This window comes from Janthinobacterium sp. LPB2021202312-11-4, from assembly GCF_037049705.1.
Taxonomy (GTDB): domain Bacteria; phylum Pseudomonadota; class Gammaproteobacteria; order Pseudomonadales; family Pseudomonadaceae; genus Aquipseudomonas.
On record NZ_JBAGKV010000005.1, the window covers coordinates 269,266 to 292,255 of the forward strand.

Here is a 22,990-nt window from a genome sequence, read left to right on the forward strand (position 1 = left end):
AAAAAAGCTGTGTACCGGTTTACTTACCGAGTCGGTACACAGTCGATCTCAAGTCCGCCTAAACGATGTCGATGATGGATTTAACCTGAACCCACATAGGATAAATCCCATGGTCAGCATTACTTCCGTTTCGATCAACCAGACCCTCTCGACGCCGACGAGCAAAACCTCGATCAGCGACAGCACCGACGACACCACTTCGACAACCGCCACCTCCAGCACCACGGCTTCCGGCGATACCACCAAAGCTTCTGGTGGTGCCGCGCCGGCGGGCGGTGACAGCAGTTCGAGCAGCAGCACGGAATCCGATACGGTCAAGGAACTGCGCAAGCAGATCGCCGAGCTGCAAAAACAATTGCAGGAACAACAGCAGCAACTGCAAGCGGCTCAGGCCAAGCAGGAAAGCGCCGATGCCAAAGCCGCCGACGTAGCGGCCGCGCAGTCGCAGATCTCAGCCACGTCGGGGTCGTTGCAAACCGCCACGGCGGCGTTGTTGCAGGCGTTGCAGGATGAAGGCAGCAGCACGTCCGGTTCGATGGTCAGTACGTCGGCTTAAACCGGCGGCGGCAGGCTGAACGTGAACAGTGTGCCGTTCTGCGCGGTGGACGCCACGTGCAGGCGGCCGCCGTGGGACTGGGCAATCTGGCTGGCAATGTAGAGGCCCAGCCCGAGGCCGGCCTGGGGTGTATCCCGGGTCGGTCGCGCGTAGGGCTGGAACAGATGGGGCAGTACCGGCTCCGGGATCTGCCCCTGGTTTTTCACCGCAATCATCAACGCGCCCTGATCGACAAGCGCGGTGACTTCCACGTCACCCTGGGGATCGCCGTGGGCAACCGCATTGGCCAGCAGATTGGAGAGCAATTGCGCAACGCGCTCGCGGTCGCAATGCGTGCCCTGCAAGTCGCCGATTGAGGCGCGGATGACCCGGTCCGGATGTACGTTGTGTATTTCCGAAATCACATGCAGCAAGGCTTCGGCCAAGTCCGGGCAGGGCGTGACGCTGACTGGAATGCCGTTGCCCAGACGTCCACGGGCGAAGTCCAGCACGTCGTCCACCAGTTGCGCCGCGCGTCGGGCGCTGGTGCGGATGTGTTGCACCAGTTTGTCGCTGGCCGGGTTGGGGTATTTGCGTTGGAGCATTTCGGCGGCGGCGCCAATGGCGAACAGCGGGTTGCGCAAGTCATGGCCGAGTACGGCGATGAATTGCTCACGCAACTCGGCGTTTTGCCGTTCTTCCTGCAAGGCCGCCTCGGTGTGCAGCAGGTTTTCTTCGGCCTCGATTTGCAGTGACAGCACCCGGGCGAACGACTCCATGGTGGACTGGATGGTGCTGCTCTTGAGTTCGGTCGGATTCGGGTCGAGGGCGCAGATGGTGCCGAAGAACTGCCCGTTGGTACGAAACACCGGGACCGAGATATAGCTTTCAAATTGATACAGGCGCGGGGTGTGGTGGTCGCGATACAGCGGGTCTTCGCTGGCCTTGTCGATCACCACCGAGACGTGGGCGGTGCGAATTTCGTGGCACAGGGTCGTGACCACATCCAGTTCACCGCCGACCTTGAGGCCGAAGTCCAATTGGTCGAGCACGGCGCAGGCCGTCCATGAATCCTCAGTGACGCGAGCGACGGCGGCAAAGCGCAGGCCGGTCATTTCACGGATGACCTGAAGGATCGCCGGCACGGCGCTGATTCTGCCGATTGTGGCGATGTCTGCCGCCGCTGTTTGTCCCATTTTCTTTTCTCTGCCTGAACGCCGTGAACGGATTCTAGCGACCCAAGCGTACACAGGCACAAAAAAACGCACGACCCGAAGATCGTGCGTTCTTGAATCCAGCGATAAACCCTGTAGGAGCGAAGCTTGCTCGCGAAAGCGGTGGGTCAGCTTTCGTCGACGTCGGATGTGCCGCCGTCTTCGCGAGCAAGCTCTGCTCCTACAGGGATTGCGGTGTCCCACAGGGTATTGCGGTGTCCCACAGGGGATGGCGGTGATTATTTGTCTTGCTTGTTGCTCAGCACTTTGCCGGTGGCGGCATCGAAATCGACGTCCCATTCAACACCTTCAGCGGTGCGCAATTCGACTTCGTATTCGTAGCCGTTGAAGTGGTTGTCCAGATCGGTATCGGTGATGGTCGCGCCCGGATGCAGTTTCAGGGCGGCCTGGTTCATTTCTTCCAAAGGCTTGATCTTGCCGCTTTTCACCAGCTCAGGGATCTGGTCGACACGAACGTCAGCCTGGGCCAGGCCAGCGGTAACGGTCAGGGCAGCGGCGGCGAACAGGGCAGTCAGGGTTTTCATAAGCTTCTTTCCTTGGGTGAACTGTTTAAGTGGGCTCAGGTTAACCGGCGCAACTTAATTCACCCTTAATAACCTCCCGCGCGGCGATTGCGCCGTTTGTTCAATTGCATCACCCGGCAACCTTCCATGCTGCGACCTCGATCAATGGAGGTGGTGATGAAACGAATCCTTGCAGGGCTGTACGCACCGGTGTTTTGGGTTGGGTTTATCGGCGCGGGTCTTTGGCTGGTGGGCGTGGCCGGGCGTTCGCTTGAATGGCTGGTGCCGGTGTTTCTTGTCGCGCTCGCGGTGTCATTCCTGGCCGAGTGGGCGGCGCCCTATGAGCGTTGCTGGAATCAGTCGGCCGGTGATCGTGCCCGTGACGTGGCTCACGCTCTGGTCAACGAGACCTTGAATGCCTTGGGATTGCTGGCGTTGCCGGGACTGGTGGCGCTGCTGTCATTCGACGGCGTCTGGCCCGGCGACTGGCCGCTGTGGCTGCAACTGGCACTGGCGATTGTGATCGCCGACGCCGGTATCAGCCTGATGCATTACGCCAGCCATCGTGTGCGTTGGCTCTGGCGTTTACACGCGGTGCATCACAGCGTTCAACGCTTGTACGGCTTCAATGGCTTGATGAAGCACCCGTTGCATCAACTGCTGGAGGCTTCGGCGGGGTTGTTGCCGTTGCTGTTGTTGGGCATTCCGCTGGACGTAGCGGCACTGCTGGCGTTCGCCATCGCCATCCAGTTGCTGCTGCAACATTCCAATGTCGATATGCAGCTCGGGCCGTTGCGCCGGGTGTTTGCCTGGGCGCCGGTGCATCGTTTTCATCACATGAAATATGGCCGGGCCGGGGACGTGAATTTCGGTTTGTTCTTCAACCTGTGGGACTGGCTGCTGGGAACGGCTTTTTATACGCAGGACTACGAAATGCGCCAGGGCGATCTGGGCATTGGCAGTCGGCCGGATTTCCCCCAAGGCTACATGGCGCAATTGCTGGACCCGTTCGCCCCGGTGTCGTTGAGCCAGGAACCTGCGGTGCCTGAACCCTTGCGCCGCTGAGTCAATCCAGCAAATGCAATTCGATGTGCTGCAACCCTTGGCGAGCTGTGACGCCGAAGAGTTTTTTCAGGCTGCGGGAGAAGTGCGCCGAATCGGCAAACCCGGCCTCGTGCGCGGCGCCGGTCACCGAGCTGCCCGCCAGAATCAGCCCCATCGCCAGGCGTAGCCGTCGCCACAGCACCAGCCTGCGCACCGGCAGGCCAAGTTGGCTGGCGAACAACCGTTGCAATTGGCTCAATGACAGGTGCGCCTCGGCGGCCAGGGCACCGGCCGGGACTTTGCTCGACAACAAGCCGTCGAGGGCCGATAACGCGCGTTCAATCCGCCCATCCTCCAGCGCCCGGCGCGGGCAGTGGCGCACGGCGTGATCGAGACCTTCCAGTGACAGGGGCGCGTCGAACACGGCAGCGCGCAGCGTCTGACCGTCGAAGCTCAACGGCTCGGCGTAGACGGTGAACACGGGGGCTGGCGCATCGACAATGGCGTGGTTGATGTGCGAGGGGATAAACAGCCGATGGGCCGTTTGGTCGATGCCGTCGAGCTGGACGGTGACCGGCGCGTCGGGCGCAAGGATCAGTTGATGAGCGTAATGAGCATGGGGCGCCGTGCGCCCCAGCTCACCGTGGATCAGGCCATAATCACGCCCCAGCCACAGGCGGCCCGTCCACTCGGTGTTTGGTGTCACTCAGTAGCCGTTGTTCTGCAGCAATTGCGCCACGGTGCCGGCCGCCGGACGTTTGTAGAACTTCAGCAGTTCGCTGGCGCGGTTGGTGAAGATGCCATCGACGCCGGCGTCCATCACTTTCTGGTAATCCACGGCATCGTCGATGGTGTAGACGTGCACCAGCATGCCCTGGTCGTGGGTGTACTGGTTCATCCAGGGTTGCACCAGGTCCGAATAGCTCTGATCGCCGCCCTTGGTCAGCGCCGCCGAAGGGCCGGTGCCGATGGCGCCCTGGGCCTTGGCGTACTCGACCCATTGCTGGAATTCAGCTTTGCTTTTCGGCTCTTGCTTGGCGTAGTAAGTGGCTTTGTCCTTGTCGCCGGACTCAGCGAAGGTCACCTTGGATTTCGGCTCGATGCTGCCTTCACCGACCCACAGCAACAGGATCTTCGGCACCTTCGGCATTTCTTTTTGCAGCAGTTCGAGGCTGCTCTTCTCGAAGGTTTGCAGCACTACCTTGCCTTTGCCCTGGCCGACCGCCAGTTCGCTCTTCGCCAGTTTCGAGCCTGCGGGGCTCAGCCAGCCGCGATCCTGAAGTTTTTCTTTGAGGTCATGTTCGATGCCGGGGAATTGCTTCGGCTCTTTGGTTTCGATGTACAGGCCGGGCTTGTGCAGCGGGTTGCCCTCGGCGATGTCGATGATTTCGTCGAGGGTCAGAATCTTCAGGCCGACGTAGGAAGGACGCGCGCGATCCGGGTAAGCGGCGTTGAACCAACTACCGGCGTCGAGGGTTTTCAGCTCGGCAATGGTGAACTGGTTGGCTGGCGCGTCTTTGCGATCCGGGAACTTGCTCGCGACGTCGGTGGTGCGTTGCAGGTTGTTGTCGTGCAGGGCGAACAGCACGCCGTCCTTGCTGCGCTGCAGGTCCATTTCCAGGTAATCGGCGCCCAGGTCGCGGGCCAGTTTGTAGGAGGCGGCGGTGGATTCCGGGGCATCGAAAGACGCGCCTCGGTGGGCAATCACGGCCGGATGCGGGATGCCGTAGGTGGTCGCCAGTGCGGTGGGGCTGGGCTGGCTGGCGGCCTGTGCCTGGCCGAGGCCGAGCAACAGGCTCAGCACCAAGGCGCTTTTGGTGAAGGTAACAGGCATGGTCGAGGTCCTTTCGCAGTGGTTTTCAAAGACGTACCTTTTAACAACTGAGCGCCGCGAGCGCTATCGCCAGACCGACATAAACCTGCTTAAAGCAGATTTTTTCTGCGCTTTTGTGCGGTTCTTTGCAGTACTCTTGGCCCCGGCGTTTCCCCGGCAGAGGGAAACCCGTTCGCCAGCCCTGCGTGTAAACCATCGATCACCGGTCCCTTAGCGACCTTTTGTGAGGTTTATCATGCGCATCACTTCCCAGCTCATCTGCGAGGCTGCCGACCAACTCAACGGCTTCGTCGGCCTCAACCGCAAGACCGGCCACTACATCGTGCGTTTCAGCGAAGACTCCTTCGGCATGGACGTGGCGGATGACGGCATTATTCCCACCAGTGAATTTGTCTGGGCGCCAGGCCCCGACAACGCCATGACCCTTAAGCGCGAGCTGATTCAGTTGCTGCTGGACCAGAACATTGATGACCGTATTAACATTACCGAGCCGTTGCGGGTGTACATGAATCGGCGGGAAGTGCCGGAGATTTCGGCGGTGCGTAGTTTGGTTCGGGGGTGAAGATCAAAAGATCAAAAGATCGCAGCCTTCGGCAGCTCCTACGGGGGGGGATCCGTAGGAGCTGCCGAAGGCTGCGATCTTTTCCTCTGTTAAACCGATTTTTCAAACCGATAGGCCCGCTCAACCCTGCACACCCGCGTATGACACGCCGCATACCACGTCTGCCGCCCACGCTCACGAATCGCGCTGTGCTCGGGATGATGCTTCCAGGCCAGGATCGCCGCCTCACTGACCCAGTACGACACCGTGATCCCCAACCCGTCGTCACCCCGGGCCGATTCCACACCCAGGAACCCCGGCTGCTCGCGAGCCAGTTCCACCATGCGCTCGGCGGCTTCGGCGTAGCCCTGATCACCGTCGGTGCGCATAGAGGTGAAGATCACCGCGTAATAATGGGGCGCTGGGGTACTGGCGATCATTGCTTGTGCCCCGCACAGGCTTCGATCAAGGCACGCACCAGCGGTGGCAGCGTCCCCTTGAGCGCGGCACGTTCCGGCTGGAAAAGGGTGGCGACAAAGAACGGATGCCCCTTGAGTTCCAGCGCCCGCAGATCTCCACTCGAGTCGTGACCGACGGCGCTGAGTTGTTGCTGGAGCAGTGCCTGTTCGAATTGCGGATTCACACCGTAGCGGCAGCGATAGCCTTCGAGAATCTCGGACTTTTCATACGCCTTGGCGAGCAACGAACCTTCAACCAGATGGATGCGGTCAACGGCTTCCACCAGCGAGCAGGTCAGCGGCGTGAGCAATACCCGTTCGGCATCGGGCGCTGTCTCGCCATGCTCGGCATCGGCCCAGCCCAAAACGTTGCGAGCGTATTCCAATACCGCGTGTTGAAAACCCCCGCAGGTGCCGAGGAACGGTCGCTGTTGTTCCCGGGCAAAACGGATCGCCCGTAAGGCGCCGTCCATGTCGCGATAAGGGCTGGCGGGCACGCACCAGAAACCGTCGAAGTCATCGAACGGTGTGTCGGCGTTGATCTGGTCCGTGGCCAGCCATTGGAACTGCACGTCCAGGCCTGAGTGTTCGGCGGCCAGGCTGAGGGCGACGGGGATGGCTTGATGGGCGGTGACGTGCGGGTCGTAATCGCCGATCAGGGCGATGCGCAGGGCGATGACAGGAGAAACAGCATCCATTTGGTTTTCCTTTAACAGCGATTCACGAAAGTGCTGACAAACCCGGCGGCGAGGGCGCTCTTGTGAGAGGGAGCAAGAGCCAGCCACAAGAGTCAGGTTGTTCGTTACGAGTTGCCACTATAGATTGGCGTTCACGCACTCAATATTGGCGTTATCCCAATTGATCAATGCAGCGACGCACTATCGGCTCGACTATCCCGATCTGGCCCTGATCCTGGCGCTGGTCCGTGGCGGCTCTCTGGCTCGGGCCTCACAGCTGTTGAAGGTCGATGTGTCGACGGTGTTCCGCGCCGTGCGCCGACTGGAAGCCGCGCTGGGTCAGCAATTGTTCGAAAAGAGTCGCGCCGGCTACCTGCCCACCACCCTGGCCCAGACCCTGGCGGAACAGGCTGAGCGTGCCGAACAAGCGCTGGACGCGGCGCGCATCGGCGTCGAGCAGGGCGGTGAAATCATCAGCGGCACCGTGCGCCTGACCTGCACCGATTCAGTCCTGCAAGGTTTGCTGCTGCCGGCCCTGGCGCAGTTCATGCCGTCCTACCCGGCGCTGACCCTCGAACTCAGCACCTCCAACGACTTCGCCAACCTCAGCCGCCGGGATGCCGACATTGCGCTGCGCCTGACCCGCACACCCCCCGAGCATCTGGTGGGCCGGCGTCTGGCGGATGTTGCGTATCGGGTTTGTGGCAGTCCGGCGTATTTGAACAGCGTTGATCCCGTCGATCTGGCCGGGTTGACCTGGATCGCGCCGGACGACTTCCTGCTGGATCATCCGACGATTGCCTGGCGCCGCCAGCAATGGCCCGGCGTTGTGCCGGGATATCGCTGCAATAGCATGCTGTCGGTGACGGAGTTGGTGCGGGCCGGGCTCGGTGTCGCGGCGTTGCCGGACTTTCTGATCGGCGACGATTTGCAGCCATTGACCGGGCCGTTGCAAGGCTGCAACACGGCGCTGTGGTTATTGACCCGCCCGGACTGCCGCGCCTTGCGCTCGGTGGTGACGCTGTTCGATGAGCTCGGCCGGGCGCTGAAGTTGCCCTGAACGCAACGTCAGGCTTTCGGCCCGTCCTTGTGGACAAAATGCTGGTGCATTTCCGAGGTCAGGTTTTCGATGCGTTCGGTCAGGCTCTTGGTCATTTCGGTGAGACGAGTGTTCTGTTCCAGCAGTTCCAGCAACTGCGCGGTGTTCTGCGCGGCTTGAGCCTGGCGTTCGCTGTTGGCCACCGCCAGGGCTTCGCGGTGCTGCGCGTCGGCGTCGGACTGGGCTTTGTCCCGCGCAGCCTGACGGGTTTGCGCGAGCAGAATCAGCGGCGCGGCATAAGCCGATTGCAGGCTGAACGCCAGGTTGAGCAGGATGAACGGGTAGAGGTCGAAGTGCGCCACGCCGAACAGGTTGAGGCACACCCACAGCACCACGATCAGGGTTTGCGCGCCGAGAAACGTCGGCGTGCCGAAGAACCGCGCAAACGCCTCGGCGCGCAGGGCAAATTTGTCATTGCCGAAGGTCGGTGCCAGGTGAGCGTGGGGGCGGTGGAAACGCAGGTGATCGACAGGAGCGGTGGCGGGTTTGGTGGCGGACTTGGTTGAATTCATGGTGCGCTCTGCAAGGATTCGGGACTTGGGCTCACTATAGTCCCGTGCAGGTGTTGATTGGCTGAATCGATGTTGAATGATAGTCCGCCTTCGCGAGCAAGCCCGCTCCCACACTGGGGTTGTGAGCACCACCGGCCCAGTGTGGGCTTGCTCGCGAATGTGGCGCCTCGATTTCCGATCAAATAAGGAACGCCGCCCCACCTCATCACTTCAACCAGGCGCACGCTCGTTAGCAAACATGCTGACGGCCTGCACCGCATTACTCGCCCCATCCCGAATCTGCAAAATCACCGTCCCGGCCTGGTTCGCCAGCTCGACGCCTTCAGCCGCTCGATCTCGGGTGCCGTCCATGCTCTTGATCGCTTGTCGGGTTTCGCTCTGGATCAAACCGATCATGGTCGAAATTTCCGCCGTGGAACCGCTGGTACGTGCGGCCAGTAACCGGACTTCATCGGCCACCACCGCAAATCCGCGCCCCTGCTCACCGGCGCGGGCCGCTTCGATGGCCGCGTTAAGCGCCAACAAATTGGTCTGGTCGGCAATCGAACGGATGGTGTTGACGATGGCGGTGATCTGCTCCGAGCGTTCACCCAACTGCGCAATCAAGGTCGAGGATTCGGCGATGTTGGCGGCGATTTCGCGCATTTCACTGGCCGCTTGCTGGATCACTTGGGTGCCTTGTTCCGCGACTTTTCGGGTCTCGACCGAGATGTGATAAGCCTCGGTGGCGCTGCGGGCATCCTGGGCATGTTGCTCGACCCGGGCGGTCACGTCAGAGGCGAATTTCACCACTTTGCACAAACGGCCGGCGGCGTCGTACACCGGGTTGTAGTTGGCTTCCAGCCAGACCGTTTGCCCGCGCTTGTCGACACGCTCGAACTGGCCACTAAACAACTCGCCCAGATTGAGCCGGCGCCAGAAGTCCTGATAGGCACTGCTGTTGACCAGTTCCGGGGTGCAGAAGATTCGATGATGTTTACCTTTGAGCTCGGTCAGGCTGTACCCCATGCGCGACAGAAAGTTCTGATTGGCGGTGATGATGCTGCCGTCGAGGTTGAACTCGATCACCGCCATGGCGCGGTCGATGGCCTGCAACTTGGCGTTGGACTCGCTTTCATGCTGGACCTTGGCCGTCACGTCCATGGCGTACTTCACCACTTTCACCACCCGGCCCGAGGCATCCTTGATCGGGTTGTAACTGGCCTCCAGCCATATCGGCAGCCCTTTGCTGTTGACCCGTTCAAAGGTGCCCGACTCGAACTGGCCGTTTTTCAGTCGCGACCACAGTTGGGCGTACTGGCTGCTGCGGGCGAGTTCCGGGGTGCAGAATTGGCGATGAGGTTTGCCGACAACCTGATCGCGCTCAAAGCCCATCGTCTTGAGGAAGTTGTCGTTGGCACGCAGCACAACACCGTCGAGGTCAAATTCGATCACCGCCATGGAGCGATCAATCGCGTCCAACAGACCGGCCTGGCTGGCAATGGTTTGCTGGAGTTCGTCGAGGGCGGATTGGTGGCGATTGAAGAACATGATGGCAGTGCTCGAGATGAGGGGAACAACGAGTAGTCAGTCCCTGTTCGTGCGCCTGCTGGCCGAAAACCCAAGCGGTTTTCGGCGTTGCTTGCTCAATGTCAGAGATCCCTGGCTGACAGTGAAATACTTATACAAAACTTAATAAAGTTGTACAAGAATTTGATTTTTTGATCATTTGTACAAGTTTTGCGCTGGGACACGGGCTGCTGTGCCGTCGGCAGAAGGGGGCGAGGCAATGCTGATCTTGTTACGACCGGTATTTTTCGCGGCATAAAGAGCTTTATCCGCGTCGTTTAGCCACGTCACCGCATCGCTGAATGCCGCTTGGTAGGCCGACAGGCCAATGCTCAGGTTGACCCGCAACTCGGGCACTTGCGGGTGGCGATAGTCATGCAGTACTTCGCGCAAACGCTCCATGACTTCCCTGGCCTGATGCAACGCCATGTTGGGCAGGATCACGCAGAACTCGTCACCGCCATAACGCCCGGCCAGATCGCTTTCGCGCAGGGTGCGCCGCAGTTCGATGCTCAACTGGCGCAGCACCGTGTCCCCGACGATGTGGCCGTAGGTGTCATTGATCGCTTTGAAGTGGTCGATGTCGATCAGCGCAATCACCGACGCCACCTGGTTCTGCCGGCACTGTTGGAATTTGACCTGCAGCAGGTCCTTCCAGGCTCCGTGGTTGAGCAGGCCGGTCAAGCTGTCGGTGCGGCTCAAGGCGCTCAGGGTGCGTTTGTGTTCGGCGAGTTTGAACGCCAGTCGATAGCACACGATCCCCACCGCCAACGGGTAAAGCGTCAGCGAGGGCAGGCAGGCCCACACCTGGATCGGCGTGGCGGTTGTTGTAAACGACACGCCGAACACCAGCCAGGCAATCAGCACGCCGACTATTTGAGCGAGGGCGCCTTGCAGGAATAACTTCGAGCCACCAGCCGCGACGTTGTTCATCGTCATCATGGACAGCACGGTGACGGTCGCGATGGGGTTGAACTGCATGGCGGCGGCCCAGAAACCGCCGCACAACGAATCGCCAATAATGTTGCGGCGTTCAGCCTGATAGGGGTAGGGCGAGCGGGAGGACAGTTGGTAGGCGAGATGTGGCCAGACGAGGCCATTGATCAGCATCAACGCCCAGACCCAGCCCGGCATATTCAGTGGATACAGCGCGGCGCCCACACAAATACAGCCAATGCCCAGGCCGACGGCCCGGGGCATGTAGATGCGTCGGGCAAATGAAAGGCCCTTGCCGCGTTTGTTTTCCATAAATTCCTGCGCCAGATTCATTCTGAAACACTTTGCAGTGCTTTATTCAGAGCTACCGTTCATCGGTAAAGCGGCAGACATTGTCATTTATTCCAACGGGAATAATCAGTGTCCTTGGAAGCCATTTACCGAGAATGCAGGCGCGGGCAGATCGTTGATCTAGAGCTGATAGCAGGCCAGGAACATGTCCATGGCCGACTCGACGACGGTGTTTTGCACGTCGGGCGAAAGACCGGTCTGGCCCATGGAGATCTGTGGCCAGAACGCGAAAGACTTGAGCAACCCCTGAACCTGCTGCGCAGCGAATTCCGGGGCGACCGGTTTCAGTCGGCCGTCGGCCTGGGCGGCACGAATCCACACCGTCAGCCCCTCTTCGCGCTCACCCATGCGAGCGATCATGTTCCGGGCGCGATCGGGGGAATGAATGGTCGCGGCAATCGCCACCCGTGCCAGGTCGAGAAAGTTGTCGTCGCCCATCATCTGCACTTTCGCCAGCAGGATCAGACGAAGCTGATCGCGCAGCGGCAGGTCGGGGCGGTAGGCCGTTTCCTGTTCATCAGTGACCCGGGCCCAAAGTTGACTGAGGATTTCGGCGAACAACTCTTCCTTGCTCGGGAAGTGGTTGTACACCGTACGCTTCGACACGCCGGCAGTCGCAGCGATCTTGTCCATGCTGGTGATGTCAAAACCGTTGGCCCGAAATTCGGCGATCGCCGCTTGAATGATGGCTTCGCGTTTTCGGTCGGTCAGGCGTTGTGGAGCTGTCATAAGTACGCTTCGGCAGGAAGAGGTAAGGAATTACACTTGGCAGTTTACTTGTCATCGGCTTTGATGCAACCTAGAAACTACACTGTGCAGTGTAATGCTGAGTTAATCCTGCACCGTGACTAATAGAATCTTCGGCTGATGCGTGCATGCCTTGGCCATTTATCGTCCCAAAGCGGAAAATCGTGAATTGCGCGGTTTTCCTGGAGTCATTCAGACATGGCCATTTCGACTTCCCCCATGGATAACGCCACCCAGCCTGAGGCTTCCCATCAGGTAGAAGGGCACTTCCGCAACCACGCGCCGGTCAAGCGCGAAGGCTTTCGCAAGACAATGCGCATCATGTGGAACATGATTTTCCACAAACCGCGCAACACTCGCCCCAGCGCTGCCGTCCCGGTGCAAGCCTTGACCCAAGCCGCACTGATCGCCGCGCCGAATCACAGCGTCTACCGCCTCGGCCATTCCACCGTACTGCTCAAGCTGCGGGACAAATTCTGGATCACCGACCCGGTTTTCGCCGAACGTGCCTCGCCGGTGCAATGGGCCGGGCCCAAGCGTTTTCACCAGCCGCCCATCAGCCTGGAAGAATTGCCGCCGATTGAAGCAGTGATCCTATCCCACGATCACTACGACCACCTCGATTACCAGGCCGTGCTCAAACTCGCGGACAAAACCAGATACTTCCTCACGCCACTGGGCGTCGGCGACACCCTGATCAAATGGGGCATCGATGCCAGCAAAGTCCGCCAACTGGACTGGTGGCAGGGCACTGAAGTTGATGGCCTGCAATTTGTCGCGACGCCGTCGCAACACTTTTCCGGTCGCGGCCTGTTCGATGGCAACAGCACGCTGTGGGCCTCATGGGTAATGATTGACGGCGCCACGCGGATCTTCTTCAGCGGCGACACCGGCTACTTCGATGGCTTCAAACGCATCGGCCAGCAGTACGGTCCGTTCGACCTGACCCTGATGGAAACCGGCGCCTACAACGTCGAATGGCCGCATGTTCACATGCAACCGGAACAAACCCTGCAAGCGCACATTGATCTCAAAGGGCGCTGGCTGCTGCCGATTCACAACGGCACCTTCGACCTGTCGATGCACGCCTGGTACGAACCCTTCGACCGCATCCTGGCCTTGGCCTGGGAGCGCAATGTGTCGATCAGCACGCCGCAAATGGGCGAGGCGTTCAACATCGCGTATCCGCAACGCGGCAGCGCGTGGTGGCTGGCGCTGGAAGGACAGCGGGATCAAGTGGCGACTCAGAGCGCTTGATAAGGTGCCGCCGGGCCGCCGGCAATTCTAGCGGCCCGCAATTAGCTAGCGGCGTTCATCCCTTGGCTGATTGAGATGCTCCGAGATCTTTGCGACAGTCCAGTCGCTGGATTCTCCCCGGAGCATTTCATCCAGCTCTTCCAGTGTCAGCCCAAGTTTTTCAGCCGCCTCCGTACTACCCAGGCGTCCGGTTTCGAGGAGCATGCCGATCTTCATGACGTACTCGGCATTGGCCCGCAGCGTGCTCGCATCGCGATCATCCATGTGCTGACACCTCACTCAACCATCGCATAATCCGCTCGCGCCACCGGGTTCGGCGTCGAGCCTTTCACATTCATCCCTCGGCCCGGCGCAAACCCGGGGAAGAACACCAACCCTTCCGATTCAAACCGGTACGCCAACGCCAGCCGCGTGACATCCAGCACATCGCGCTCGGCCTCGAAACGCTCGATGGCCTCCACGGAAACCCCGGATTCGCGAGACAACTCTTCCACACTCCAACCCAGCATCGCTCGGGCCTGGGCGCTGTGGGCCGGGGTGAATTGGAAAAGGGCAATACGTTCCAGGGTGATTTTCATCGCAAGAGAGGCCATGGTGTTCTCCGGGCTCGAGAGTGCTTGTTCAAAATGTACTGTGTTTTTGTACAGTTGTTTTGATCCCGGATCAAACTGATTTTTTGATTTGTGCTACTTCGCCGCCTCCATCCAGACGGACGGCGCTTGCCCCAGTAACCGGCGAAACATCGTCGAGAACGCCGCCGGGCTGTCATAACCGAAGTCCAGGGCAATGCGCGTCACCGGTTCACCAGCGGCCAGCCGCGCCAGGGCCAGCACCACACAGGCTCGCTGGCGCCATTGACTGAAACTCAGGCTGGTCTGTTGGCGGAACAGTCGGTTGAAGGTGCGCAAGCTGATGTGCAACTGATCAGCCCATTGCTGCGGTGATTGATGAGCGTCGGGTTGCTGCACAAATGCCTGACACAACCCCAGCAGCCGTGCATCGTCGGGCAATGGAATGTGCAACGGCAGATGAGTACTGCAGCCGAGTTCGTGCAGCAACAACTGCATCAACACCCCATCGCGACCCGACTCGTCGTACTCCAGCGGCACCTCCACCGCCGCCATCAACAAATGCCGCATTAATGGCGACACGCTGATCACCTGGCAACGACTGCCCAGATCGACGGCAGTGGGTTCGATATACAAACTCCGCGTGCTCACCCCCAGCATCAACACTTCATGGGCCACCCCGGCCGGAATCCACACCGCCCGCTGCGGCGGCACCACCCAATTGCCGTCATGGGTGCTGACCTGCATGACCCCCGTGGCGCCATAGAGCAGTTGTGCCCGTCGGTGCGTATGAAGGGGTAACAAGTGGCCGTAGGAATAATCCGTACCGGTCGCCACCACCGGCCGTGGCGTGGCATCCAGCAGATTGATCGAAACATTGAGCATCGAGCGATATTCAGCAATTGGCGTAAACGCGAACATTATTGGCGGACTTGCTGAAGCAGGCCAAGGCCCGCCGCTCTATCGTCGAGCACTCTTTCGTAATGGATGCACAGCGATGTTCTACCTCTTGCTGACACTCTTCGGTTGCATGGCCGGCATCAGCACCGTGCTGTTCGGCTTCGGCGGCGGGTTTGTCGTGGTGCCGTTGTTGTACCGCATGCTCGTGACCAGCCATGGCGCCGACGACCCCATCGGCCAATCGGCGATGCACATCGCCGTGGCCACCTCGACGTGCGCGATGATCGTCAACGCCTTGATTGCCACCCGCAAACACCAACGCGCCGGCCACCTCATCCGCGATTACCTGTGGCCGTTGGGCGGGTATATCGGGTTGGGCGCAATGGTTGGCGCTGTTGCCGCCATGTGGGCCAACGGTGAGGTGATTCGGTATGCGTTTATCGTCTACCTCGGCGTGACGATTGTGGACTGCCTGTTCAGGCGCGGTTTTCTTACACACCACCACAACCTGATCCCACGACGATTGGAGAAGGTTCAGGTGTTGGGCGTAGGAATCGGCGCCATCGCGGCGTTTCTGGGCGTCGGTGGCAGCGTCATGACCGTGCCGCTGTTAAGGCGCTGCGGCTTGAGCATGTCCCAAGCCACCTCAATGGCCAATCCGCTGAGTTTGCCGGTGGCGTTGGTCGGGACGCTGACTTACATGGCCATGGCCGGGCTCACCGAATTTGACCTCGGGCCGTGGTTTATCGGGTATGTGGATGTGCTGGCGTTTGCGCTGTTGACGCTGGGTTCGCTGCTGGGGATTCGGCTGGCGATGCGTTGGATGGGGCGGATACCGGATCGTCTTCATGCGTGGGTTTATGTCGGGTTGTTGGTGTTGGTGATGGTTAGCATGATGCTGCGCTAAAGCATGTAATGACGCTCGATTACCCGAAGCAACCCCGCCATAATCCGCGTCGCTTTAATTACGCCACGGATATTCCGTTCGGTGCGCTGCGACTTATTCAAGGATGGATCGATGCTCAAAGGATTGTTACGCCTGGCGCCCGTTGCCACGTTGTTACTGATGCTGTGTTCCACTGCGCAGGCCGAGGACGGACGACGCGTTTTCACCGGTACGCTGGGCAAGATGCCGATCGTGATGGAATTGGAAACGGCTAACGCTGAAAACATCAGCGGTCGCTACTTCTATCAGAAATACCGTAACGACTTGCGCCTCAGTGGCATCAAGAATGGCGAGAGGCTGGTACTTGATGAGGGTGAACAACCTTTCGATGAAAAAGAGCCTCGGCCTAAACTCCAACTGAATATCGAGCCCCATCGTTTATCGGGAGATTGGAGCAACGGGCAAGGGAAAACGCTGAAGATAGAACTGGTGGAAGCCACACCGTCAGTTATGCCGGCCGATACGCTTCCTTACCTCACCAAGCTTCATGATGCAGAGCCCTACGAGTATCTGCGCCTGCAAGGTCTGAAACTCAAACAAGGCAATACACAAACCTTCAGTGGTTATTCGTTGCAGTGGTGGAGTGAGCCGCAAACAAAGTTGACGATATTTGAAGTTGTTTCTGGCTACAGCCCTGAAGCGCGGGATCGCATTAATCGGCAGTTGAGAGAACGTTTGTGGCGGCAAGTCGTGGGGTATTACGGATGCCTCGCTGGCGGTAGCGATGCCTTCTATAAACAAACCACTCAACCGTTGTTGATCACACCAAACGTCATCAGCGTGAACGTCGAAATTGAGGCTAGCTGTGGCGGCCCTCACCCGGACTACAGCGAGGCGCCCATTAACCTGGATGCCAAAACCGGTAAGTCGCTGACGCTTGAAGATGTCCTCTGGGTTGGACAGGGCAAGCCGCTGGATTACGAAGAGTTTGATGACAAACAGTCCTCGGACGCACTCAATGCCTATTCCGAGTACCGCACCAAAGAACTGGCACCGTGGCTAGTTGGACAGTTGCATAAGCTTTATCCCGATCAGATACCGGGCAGCGACGAAAACTGTGCATACGGTGAAGAGGACCGCTGGCCGTTTCCTACTTGGTATTTCACTGAAAAAGGAATCAAGTTCGGGCCTTACTTCGCTCATGCAGAAGCGCCGTGTGCGTATGTGGAGTGGAGTGTTTTGCCTTATAGCCTCATCAAGCAACACGCCGGCGGCGTCGAGTTGCAATTGCCTTAAGACTGGAAACGGCCATTTACCCAAGGATTAACCGATGTTCAAAGGATTGAGTCACTTGACCGGCGTTATCCTGCTGGCCTGCCTGACGGTTTCTACTGCGCTGCGGGCAGAGGCGGGCCGTCAGGTTTACACAGGAACATTAGGCAACTCGCCCATCGTATTAGAGCTGAGCGCCGACGACCCCAAGGTGGTGAGTGGCCGTTACTTCTATCAAAAATACCGCAAGGATTTGCTGCTCAGCGGCGCCAAGGAAGGTATTGAACTCACCCTCCATGAAAGCCTTGACCTCAATAATCACGGCACTCCACATCCGAGTATCCGTCTCTGGCCCACACTTCACGGCTGGTCCGGTGAGTGGACCGACCCCGAAGGCAAAGTCCTGAAAATAGTGTTGGAACAAGCCTACATTGCACCAATACCCACCGACACATTGCCCTACCTCGCCACGCTGCATGACACGGCGCCTTACGACTTTCTGCGCCTGCACGGCATGACACTCAAACCAGGCAAAACCGAAAACTTCATGGGCTACACGCTGCAATGGTGGAGCGAGCCGCAATCAAAAATGCAGTTGTTTGAAGTGGTGTCGGGTTACCCCGCCGAACAACGTCAGCGCATCAATCAGCAGTTGATGGGACGTTTATGGCAACAAGTCTTCAACTATCACGAATGCCTCACCGGGTACGGCATGACCCACTACAGCCAAAAGGCCGATCCACTGTGGATGTCGCCCTCGGTGCTCAGTGTGAATATCAATGCCGAGACCAATTGCGGCGGGAATTACTCGGATGAGAACGACCTGCCGTTTAATCTCGACGCCAAAACCGGCAAGACCCTGGCACTGAATGATGTGCTGCGAATCGGTCAAGGCGAGCCGCAAGCGTTGGCGTCATGGCTGGTAGCGCAACTGCAAACGCTCTATCCCGAAGAAGTCAGCACGACGACTGACCGCAATGATGGCTGTGTCTATGGCGAAGAACCGTCGTGGCTTTCCCCCAACTGGTACTTCACCGACACCGGCATCAAGTTGATACCGGTTTTCTCTCACAACGAAGCCATGTGCCGAAGCGTCGAGTGGAGCGTCCTGCCGTACACCCTGATCAAACAACACCCCGGCAGCGTCGCGCTGCAATTGCCTTAAGCGCACCCCACCCGTTTGCGCTCTCTTATCCAAGGAAGATTTGATGTTTAAAGGTCTGTTACGGCTCGTATCCAGTGCCACTTTGTTTCTCACGCTGGTCTCAACCGCCCATGCCGAATTCGGCGGGCAGGTGTTCACCGGCACCCTGGGAAAAATGCCGATCGTGGTGGAGCTGAATACCCGCGACGCGAGCGAAGTCTCCGGTCGCTACTTCTACGAGAAATTCCATCGCGACCTCGAACTCAGCGGCACGCTCCAGGGCCAGACCCTGACGCTCAACGAGGGCAACAACCGCTACGGCGATGACAAGCCCCGGCCAACCCTGAGACTCAAACAAACCACCAACGGCTGGCAGGGCGAATGGAAAAGTCCCAAGGGCAAAACCCTCCCGGTGCAGTTGACCGTGGCCAAACTCCCAACACCGGCGGCGGACGCATTGCCCTTTATCGCCGCGCTACCGAAAACAGATTCTTACGAGTATTTGCGTGTGCAAGGGTTGACGCTCAAACCCGGCAAGAAAGAGACCTTCATGGGCTACGGCCTGCAATGGTGGACCGAGCCCGAGTCCAAGGTGTCCCTTTTCAGCGTGGAGTCCGGCTACCCGAAAGCGGATCAGGATCGCGTCAATCAACAGTTGCTGGGGCGACTCTGGAGCGAGGCCATCGACTATTACGGCTGCCAGTTGCGGGGAGGGGAAAATGCCGAGTTTGAACAAGGCGCCACCCCGACGTTCCTGTCGCCTGAGGTGGTCAGCCTGAACATTTCCATCGGCTACGATTGCGGTGGTGCGCACCCGGATTTCGGCGACTCACCGCTCAACCTCGACGTTCACACCGGTCGTGTTTTGGCGCTGTCTGACGTGCTATGGATTGGCGAGGCAGACAAACCCTCGACGACCACCGGCAGCGACACCCGTGCCAGCCATCAGCGCGACGTCCTCGTCCCTTGGCTGATCGAGCAATTCACCGCGCTCTATCCCGAAGAAATGAAAAAACCGGCCGAAGGCGATGATGACAATTGCGACTTCACCAACGAAGACGTTTGGGGCTACTCCAACTGGCACTTCACCGCGAAGGGCGTGTACCTGGGAAGCTACTTCGCCCGTTACCAGCGGGGATGCGACTCGCCGGACTGGTCGGTGCTGCCGTACTCGCTGGTCAAACAGCACCCCGGCGCGATCAAACTGGACCTGCCCAAGGGTTAATCCCTACTCCAACCCCGGCGCTTCACGAATGATGAAGTGATCCAGGTTCTCGATATTGGCATTAAAAACCTCGGTCAACTTGTCGGGGTTTTTCTTGCTCGGGAACTGCTTGAACTCCGGCGTCACGCCATAGAAAAAGCAGAACAAATCCTTGCCGCTTTCAATGGCGTGTTTGATCTCTGCCAGGAACGCTTTGCGTTTGCGGTAGTTGTCGATCAGCTTCTTGCTCAAATACACATTCACCGAATACGGCTTCTTCTTCGCCGCGTCCGGTTGTTTGAACCAGACCCGGTCTTCGAAATCGATGCGGAAACTCTGGGTGTAATCCTTGATCTCTTTGATCTTGCCCCAGTAAATCAGCCCCTTGTTGTCTTGCAGATACTCAATCTTCTTGAAGAAAGAACTGTAAGGCGCCGAATGCTCGCCAATCTTCAGCGGCATGCGCTTGAGCAACTCCTTGTCCTCGAAGTTCGACACAAAACACTCCACCGGATGGGCGAAGACACTGGTTTTGTCCGGCGCCGAGTCGCGGGGTGAATGCTCTGAGTGGTTATCCGCCGACGTGGGTTGCGGATCATCCCGACGCACATCCGGCGCGGATTCCGGGGAGGTTGGCTTGCGAATGTATTGACGCCGAGTCAGCAACAATTCCGACGGGAAATGCTCCTCGCGACCGTCATCCGTTTCCGCGCCGTCCCCCTCAACACCCGACGCTGGCGCTTTCAGGCTGACATAAGGGCAATCCGCAACATGGCGCGTACTGGGCGTGTTCTTGAAGTGCGGGGTGCGAATGTAATTCACGTTCTTGGCGTTGAACGTGGTCAGTACGTTCGCTGCATCGAAGGCTGCCCGGCAGGCATCGTTGGGGCATTGGAAGTGTTCTTTGGCGGAATCGAATTCCATGGTTTCGTCGAAATTCAAATCCCGCACGTCGTAGATCGACAGTTTGTCGTCGAGGCTTAGGCAGTAGGCGAGGTCGAATTTCATGGGGGGGCTCGGGTCCTTGAGTGGGGGAGGGTATTAATAGCGGGTAGCGAGTCATGGCGCACGTGTTGAATCAATCAAAAGGTTGAAAAGGCCGCCATCACCGAGAAATAGTGGCTTTTCGCCCTGTTACGTATTGAAACCCTTTGGTACTTTGACGGCGGTAGGAATATTCCTACGGCAATGTCGATGAAGGGCAGCACTCGTGGCGATCAAAGCGGTTTCGAAGGAACGAATAGACAAAGCGATGCTGGAGTTTGATCGTAAGTATCGGAGTAGGCGTGAGTGGCAGGGCTGGGAAAATAACCTAGCTCACCGTTATGCCATTCACGCGGGCGGCGAACTGTATCCGGCGAAGAAAATCGTATCTTTGGCGGCCGGCATTGCCGTAGGCGAATTCTCCGGTGGACGCCCGACCAACAGTTACCTGGAAAAGCGAGGCTTCACTATCGTGGAGTTACCGCGTGGGGAAGGCGAGCCGGTGTTGCAGTTCACGCCGGGAGCTGTTTACGACAGAAAAACTGAGATCAATGGACCGTTCGGTGGGAGCCTGCAAAGCGGCATTGCAAAGTCCGCTACCTATCCTGCGATATTTTTGTTCACGGGAGATAGTGGTGAGCAATACGGGTATGCCGATGGTTGGGACAAAGGCGCGTACCTTTATACCGGTGAAGGACAACGCGGGCCGATGACTTTCATCCGAGGCAACAGAGCCATCGCTAATCATGCGGAGAATGGTCTAGCGCTGCATCTGTTTAAGTCCCTCGGTAAAGGTAACGGCAACGAATACATGGGGGAGTTTTCTTGTGCCGACATGTTTGAGCGGACCCAGCCAGACGTGAGCGGCCTGGATCGGAAAGCGATTGTTTTTCGGTTAGTTCCTGTGGGCATTCCTGGTGAAATAATTGAAGCTGAAGAACGGGATGAAGATGAGGCTGACCTTTCTGGGTCTCTGGCTGCTGCGCGGTTGGCTGCGCTAGCTGCATGTAAACCTAGCAACGATGATCTAGGGCAATCCGCTCCGCGAAAGATCTATCAACGCAGCCGTAAGGTTGCGCACTATGTGCTGATGCGCGCTGAGGGTGAATGTGAGAGCTGTGAGAAGCCGGCGCCTTTTATGAAAAAGGACGGCACACCCTACTTAGAGCCGCATCACGTAAACCGGCTCTCCGATGGTGGGTTAGATCACCCGCGCTATGTGGGGGCTGTATGTCCAAGTTGCCATCGAGAAATTCATTCTGACCACTATATTCTGGAGCGCACGGGGCGTTGGTGAATGAGAGGCTGAAGCAGCGGTTAGAAGTAATTGAAGCTGATTGAGCGGCGCGCCCAGGCAAATGGCTTGATTCTCAAGAGTGCTCCAGTAGCCTTCTTTCTGCTCAAAGCATCGCCGAGGGTTGAAAACCCTCGGACGATAATCAGTTGACCGTCTACGAAAATCCCTACAGAGAATTACGACGTTTCATTCTGTCGATCCTACAAGGTCTAACCGACCGAATGCTTCAAAGAGTAAATCGCCTCCAAGACCTTCCGCCACCAAGGCTTAACCGCTGGAACGCGCCTTCGCGTGCGATTGAGCAACAGATAAGGCATATCCCGCAGCCGTATCCAACCTTCATCCTGCCAATGCAACAGACTCAACGACATCTCCGGCCAATCCAACAAACTCAACATCGGCCGATCAGAGTTCTTCGATGGCACGGCATCACGTAAGGCCGGCACCACTTGATGAGTCAACCATTCACGCAACAACCGATTCCCCGGCGCGTAGTGATAGACCAGTAACGCGTACACGCCGGACTCACTGAGCATCAGCCGCTTCTCTGGTTGGCCGTGGTAGTCGATCAGCAATGTGTGCCGCTGATCTTCATCCAACTTGCTGACCACGCGATCATTCAGGTGAAAGCCCATTAAACGACCGAGATCGCGGGCGCAGAACCATGGCTGGTTTTCCAGAAGGAGGGTATGAAGTTCGAGGTTTTGGCGGATGAAGACGGTGGGCATGTATGGATCAGACATGGCCGGCCTCCTTGAGCGGAAGCAGATTTTCTTCGGTGCGGATGTAGGTCATTTCCTTCAATAGGAAGGGAAAACTCTTAGGCATATCCATTACCTCTACTTGATAGCTTTCTTAGGGCTAAGGCGCCGGGAGTTAAGAAACCCCAAGTAGAAGGCCGGACATATTCCCCTTTCGGGTCTTGTATTCGCCCACTCCCGACATAGCAGAGATTTTTTCACACCCACGAGAAGTCCGTAGGCACAAAAAAGCCGCATCTTTCGGGAGCGGTCAGGCCGCTACTTGAGGCGTTTCTTAGGCGCCGGGGGGACAAGGTTATGAGGTTAACCCGATAGGGTCAAGCTCTGGATCTTAGCGTGGGTTGCTTCAAGCAGAAAAATAAAATAAATCGATTTAATGGTCGAGGAAGGCTGCGAAGCAAATAGTTGAGTAGATACATTCGGCAGCCTTTTGGATGTTAGAGTCTTTTGTTTAGGGCGCTAAGCATTAATTGTATGTGGTGTTTAATTTGGTATTCTTTGTTTTTCCCTAACCCTGACCAGGTACGTTTGATAGTATGGTCCTCATAAGCTTTTAAACTGCTATTCCAACCGAATTCTTTAGGTAAGCTTTTTACTTGTTGAGTTAACTTTTGCGCCATTTGTAGGAACTTTGTCTCTGCATCGCTGACATCTCTGTCCGTATCATCTGAGACAAAGTGCTCTATCCATATATCT

Annotated in this window: 26 protein-coding genes; 10 read left to right on the forward strand and 16 right to left on the reverse strand. The window is 58.0% G+C overall.

The window, feature by feature from the left end:
* Nucleotides 1-109 precede the first annotated feature (109 nt).
* Nucleotides 110-556 carry a hypothetical protein gene (locus tag V5E99_RS08200; protein ID WP_499801991.1) on the forward strand — a complete coding sequence of 149 codons (447 nt, stop codon included), beginning with the start codon at nt 110-112 and terminating at the stop codon, nt 554-556.
* Here V5E99_RS08200 and V5E99_RS08205 read toward each other — a convergent pair.
* Entirely contained in the window at nt 553-1,731 is a 1,179-nt protein-coding gene (locus V5E99_RS08205; RefSeq protein ID WP_499801992.1) for a GAF domain-containing sensor histidine kinase, read from the reverse strand. The two genes, V5E99_RS08200 and V5E99_RS08205, sit on opposite strands and share 4 nt — an antisense overlap.
* 257 nt (nt 1,732-1,988) lie before the next feature.
* Entirely contained in the window at nt 1,989-2,294 is a 306-nt protein-coding gene (locus V5E99_RS08210; protein WP_499801993.1) for a PepSY domain-containing protein, read from the reverse strand.
* A 156-nt stretch (nt 2,295-2,450) separates the two neighbouring features.
* Here V5E99_RS08210 and V5E99_RS08215 point away from each other — a divergent pair, with 156 nt between their 5' ends.
* The gene (locus V5E99_RS08215) at nt 2,451-3,338 is read left to right on the forward strand and encodes a sterol desaturase family protein (protein WP_499801994.1); all 888 of its coding nucleotides are present in this window, start codon (nt 2,451-2,453) and stop codon (nt 3,336-3,338) included.
* Nucleotide 3,339: 1 nt separating this feature from the next.
* Here the strand turns inward: V5E99_RS08215 and V5E99_RS08220 are convergent, their stop codons facing one another.
* Both V5E99_RS08220 and V5E99_RS08225 read right to left on the reverse strand, forming a co-directional pair.
* A complete protein-coding gene (locus V5E99_RS08220) occupies nt 3,340-4,023 on the reverse strand; it encodes a helix-turn-helix transcriptional regulator (RefSeq protein ID WP_499801995.1) in 684 nt (227 codons plus the stop codon).
* Entirely contained in the window at nt 4,024-5,151 is a 1,128-nt protein-coding gene (locus V5E99_RS08225; RefSeq protein WP_499801996.1) for a glycerophosphodiester phosphodiesterase, read from the reverse strand.
* 235 nt (nt 5,152-5,386) lie between these two features.
* On the opposite strand from V5E99_RS08225, the gene V5E99_RS08230 reads away from it, so the two are divergent.
* Nucleotides 5,387-5,713: a DUF2025 family protein gene (locus V5E99_RS08230; RefSeq protein ID WP_499801997.1), complete on the forward strand. Its 327-nt coding sequence runs from the start codon at nt 5,387-5,389 to the stop codon at nt 5,711-5,713.
* An 89-nt stretch (nt 5,714-5,802) separates the two neighbouring features.
* Here the strand turns inward: V5E99_RS08230 and V5E99_RS08235 are convergent, their stop codons facing one another.
* Both V5E99_RS08235 and V5E99_RS08240 read right to left on the reverse strand, forming a co-directional pair.
* Nucleotides 5,803-6,132 (reverse strand): antibiotic biosynthesis monooxygenase family protein, encoded by a 330-nt coding sequence (locus V5E99_RS08235; protein ID WP_499801998.1) that lies wholly within the window; start codon nt 6,130-6,132, stop codon nt 5,803-5,805.
* Nucleotides 6,129-6,848: a CTP synthase C-terminal region-related (seleno)protein gene (locus tag V5E99_RS08240; protein WP_499801999.1), complete on the reverse strand. Its 720-nt coding sequence runs from the start codon at nt 6,846-6,848 to the stop codon at nt 6,129-6,131. Before V5E99_RS08240 ends, V5E99_RS08235 begins: the two co-directional genes overlap by 4 nt.
* A gap of 145 nt (nt 6,849-6,993) precedes the next feature.
* Here V5E99_RS08240 and V5E99_RS08245 point away from each other — a divergent pair, with 145 nt between their 5' ends.
* Complete coding sequence (locus tag V5E99_RS08245; RefSeq protein ID WP_499802000.1) at nt 6,994-7,887, forward strand: LysR family transcriptional regulator; 894 nt, start codon at nt 6,994-6,996, stop codon at nt 7,885-7,887.
* 8 nt (nt 7,888-7,895) lie between these two features.
* On the opposite strand, the gene V5E99_RS08250 is transcribed toward V5E99_RS08245, so the two are convergent.
* From V5E99_RS08250 to V5E99_RS08265, 4 genes are all read right to left on the reverse strand, one after another.
* On the reverse strand, nt 7,896-8,438 hold the full coding sequence (locus V5E99_RS08250; RefSeq protein WP_499802001.1) for a DUF1003 domain-containing protein: 543 nt from the start codon (nt 8,436-8,438) through the stop codon (nt 7,896-7,898).
* A gap of 210 nt (nt 8,439-8,648) precedes the next feature.
* The gene (locus V5E99_RS08255; RefSeq protein WP_499802002.1) at nt 8,649-9,968 is read right to left on the reverse strand and encodes a methyl-accepting chemotaxis protein; all 1,320 of its coding nucleotides are present in this window, start codon (nt 9,966-9,968) and stop codon (nt 8,649-8,651) included.
* A gap of 174 nt (nt 9,969-10,142) precedes the next feature.
* Nucleotides 10,143-11,255, reverse strand: coding sequence for a diguanylate cyclase (locus V5E99_RS08260; RefSeq protein ID WP_499802003.1), 1,113 nt, complete (start codon nt 11,253-11,255; stop codon nt 10,143-10,145).
* A gap of 138 nt (nt 11,256-11,393) precedes the next feature.
* On the reverse strand, nt 11,394-12,002 hold the full coding sequence (locus V5E99_RS08265; RefSeq protein ID WP_499802004.1) for a TetR/AcrR family transcriptional regulator: 609 nt from the start codon (nt 12,000-12,002) through the stop codon (nt 11,394-11,396).
* A 216-nt stretch (nt 12,003-12,218) separates the two neighbouring features.
* Between V5E99_RS08265 and V5E99_RS08270 the strand changes: the two genes are divergently transcribed.
* Complete coding sequence (locus V5E99_RS08270) at nt 12,219-13,277, forward strand: MBL fold metallo-hydrolase (protein ID WP_499802005.1); 1,059 nt, start codon at nt 12,219-12,221, stop codon at nt 13,275-13,277.
* A 45-nt stretch (nt 13,278-13,322) separates the two neighbouring features.
* Here the strand turns inward: V5E99_RS08270 and V5E99_RS08275 are convergent, their stop codons facing one another.
* From V5E99_RS08275 to V5E99_RS08285, 3 genes are all read right to left on the reverse strand, one after another.
* A complete protein-coding gene (locus V5E99_RS08275) occupies nt 13,323-13,541 on the reverse strand; it encodes a helix-turn-helix domain-containing protein (protein WP_499802006.1) in 219 nt (72 codons plus the stop codon).
* Between the two features lie 11 nt (nt 13,542-13,552).
* Nucleotides 13,553-13,870: a helix-turn-helix domain-containing protein gene (locus tag V5E99_RS08280; protein WP_499802007.1), complete on the reverse strand. Its 318-nt coding sequence runs from the start codon at nt 13,868-13,870 to the stop codon at nt 13,553-13,555.
* 93 nt (nt 13,871-13,963) lie between these two features.
* Nucleotides 13,964-14,731, reverse strand: a complete 768-nt coding sequence (locus tag V5E99_RS08285) for an AraC family transcriptional regulator (protein WP_499802019.1) — start codon at nt 14,729-14,731, stop codon at nt 13,964-13,966.
* 112 nt (nt 14,732-14,843) lie between these two features.
* Between V5E99_RS08285 and V5E99_RS08290 the strand changes: the two genes are divergently transcribed.
* The 4 genes from V5E99_RS08290 (at nt 14,844) to V5E99_RS08305 (ending at nt 19,273) form a co-directional block, all read left to right on the forward strand.
* Complete coding sequence (locus tag V5E99_RS08290) at nt 14,844-15,653, forward strand: sulfite exporter TauE/SafE family protein (RefSeq protein ID WP_499802008.1); 810 nt, start codon at nt 14,844-14,846, stop codon at nt 15,651-15,653.
* Nucleotides 15,654-15,764: 111 nt separating this feature from the next.
* Complete coding sequence (locus tag V5E99_RS08295) at nt 15,765-16,928, forward strand: hypothetical protein (RefSeq protein WP_499802009.1); 1,164 nt, start codon at nt 15,765-15,767, stop codon at nt 16,926-16,928.
* A gap of 34 nt (nt 16,929-16,962) precedes the next feature.
* Nucleotides 16,963-18,069 (forward strand): hypothetical protein, encoded by a 1,107-nt coding sequence (locus V5E99_RS08300; protein ID WP_499802010.1) that lies wholly within the window; start codon nt 16,963-16,965, stop codon nt 18,067-18,069.
* 43 nt (nt 18,070-18,112) lie between these two features.
* Nucleotides 18,113-19,273, forward strand: coding sequence for a hypothetical protein (locus V5E99_RS08305; protein WP_499802011.1), 1,161 nt, complete (start codon nt 18,113-18,115; stop codon nt 19,271-19,273).
* A gap of 3 nt (nt 19,274-19,276) precedes the next feature.
* Here the strand turns inward: V5E99_RS08305 and V5E99_RS08310 are convergent, their stop codons facing one another.
* Nucleotides 19,277-20,260: a hypothetical protein gene (locus V5E99_RS08310; protein ID WP_499802012.1), complete on the reverse strand. Its 984-nt coding sequence runs from the start codon at nt 20,258-20,260 to the stop codon at nt 19,277-19,279.
* 202 nt (nt 20,261-20,462) lie between these two features.
* On the opposite strand from V5E99_RS08310, the gene V5E99_RS08315 reads away from it, so the two are divergent.
* Complete coding sequence (locus tag V5E99_RS08315; protein WP_499802013.1) at nt 20,463-21,533, forward strand: HNH endonuclease; 1,071 nt, start codon at nt 20,463-20,465, stop codon at nt 21,531-21,533.
* A 209-nt stretch (nt 21,534-21,742) separates the two neighbouring features.
* Here V5E99_RS08315 and V5E99_RS08320 read toward each other — a convergent pair whose 3' ends face one another.
* A complete protein-coding gene (locus V5E99_RS08320) occupies nt 21,743-22,276 on the reverse strand; it encodes a BRO-N domain-containing protein (protein WP_499802014.1) in 534 nt (177 codons plus the stop codon).
* A gap of 455 nt (nt 22,277-22,731) precedes the next feature.
* The coding region (locus V5E99_RS08325; RefSeq protein ID WP_499802015.1) for a sce7725 family protein at nt 22,732-22,990 on the reverse strand (259 nt) is incomplete at its 5' end.

Excerpts from the sequence above, each read along its gene's own strand:
- V5E99_RS08305 (WP_499802011.1), top strand. The coding sequence starts at position 18,113 with ATGTTTAAAGGTCTGTTACGGCTCGTATCCAGTGCCACTTTGTTTCTC.
- V5E99_RS08280 (WP_499802007.1), bottom strand. The coding sequence starts at position 13,870 with ATGGCCTCTCTTGCGATGAAAATCACCCTGGAACGTATTGCCCTTTTC.
- V5E99_RS08260 (WP_499802003.1), bottom strand. The coding sequence starts at position 11,255 with ATGAATCTGGCGCAGGAATTTATGGAAAACAAACGCGGCAAGGGCCTT.
- V5E99_RS08235 (WP_499801998.1), bottom strand. The coding sequence starts at position 6,132 with ATGATCGCCAGTACCCCAGCGCCCCATTATTACGCGGTGATCTTCACC.
- V5E99_RS08285 (WP_499802019.1), bottom strand. The coding sequence starts at position 14,731 with ATGCTCAATGTTTCGATCAATCTGCTGGATGCCACGCCACGGCCGGTG.
- V5E99_RS08240 (WP_499801999.1), bottom strand. The coding sequence starts at position 6,848 with ATGGATGCTGTTTCTCCTGTCATCGCCCTGCGCATCGCCCTGATCGGC.
- V5E99_RS08290 (WP_499802008.1), top strand. The coding sequence starts at position 14,844 with ATGTTCTACCTCTTGCTGACACTCTTCGGTTGCATGGCCGGCATCAGC.
- V5E99_RS08295 (WP_499802009.1), top strand. The coding sequence starts at position 15,765 with ATGCTCAAAGGATTGTTACGCCTGGCGCCCGTTGCCACGTTGTTACTG.
- V5E99_RS08275 (WP_499802006.1), bottom strand. The coding sequence starts at position 13,541 with ATGGATGATCGCGATGCGAGCACGCTGCGGGCCAATGCCGAGTACGTC.
- V5E99_RS08270 (WP_499802005.1), top strand. The coding sequence starts at position 12,219 with ATGGCCATTTCGACTTCCCCCATGGATAACGCCACCCAGCCTGAGGCT.
- V5E99_RS08265 (WP_499802004.1), bottom strand. The coding sequence starts at position 12,002 with ATGACAGCTCCACAACGCCTGACCGACCGAAAACGCGAAGCCATCATT.
- V5E99_RS08300 (WP_499802010.1), top strand. The coding sequence starts at position 16,963 with ATGTTCAAAGGATTGAGTCACTTGACCGGCGTTATCCTGCTGGCCTGC.
- V5E99_RS08255 (WP_499802002.1), bottom strand. The coding sequence starts at position 9,968 with ATGTTCTTCAATCGCCACCAATCCGCCCTCGACGAACTCCAGCAAACC.
- V5E99_RS08210 (WP_499801993.1), bottom strand. The coding sequence starts at position 2,294 with ATGAAAACCCTGACTGCCCTGTTCGCCGCCGCTGCCCTGACCGTTACC.
- V5E99_RS08225 (WP_499801996.1), bottom strand. The coding sequence starts at position 5,151 with ATGCCTGTTACCTTCACCAAAAGCGCCTTGGTGCTGAGCCTGTTGCTC.
- V5E99_RS08250 (WP_499802001.1), bottom strand. The coding sequence starts at position 8,438 with ATGAATTCAACCAAGTCCGCCACCAAACCCGCCACCGCTCCTGTCGAT.
- V5E99_RS08215 (WP_499801994.1), top strand. The coding sequence starts at position 2,451 with ATGAAACGAATCCTTGCAGGGCTGTACGCACCGGTGTTTTGGGTTGGG.
- V5E99_RS08200 (WP_499801991.1), top strand. The coding sequence starts at position 110 with ATGGTCAGCATTACTTCCGTTTCGATCAACCAGACCCTCTCGACGCCG.
- V5E99_RS08205 (WP_499801992.1), bottom strand. The coding sequence starts at position 1,731 with ATGGGACAAACAGCGGCGGCAGACATCGCCACAATCGGCAGAATCAGC.
- V5E99_RS08230 (WP_499801997.1), top strand. The coding sequence starts at position 5,387 with ATGCGCATCACTTCCCAGCTCATCTGCGAGGCTGCCGACCAACTCAAC.
- V5E99_RS08320 (WP_499802014.1), bottom strand. The coding sequence starts at position 22,276 with ATGTCTGATCCATACATGCCCACCGTCTTCATCCGCCAAAACCTCGAA.
- V5E99_RS08310 (WP_499802012.1), bottom strand. The coding sequence starts at position 20,260 with ATGAAATTCGACCTCGCCTACTGCCTAAGCCTCGACGACAAACTGTCG.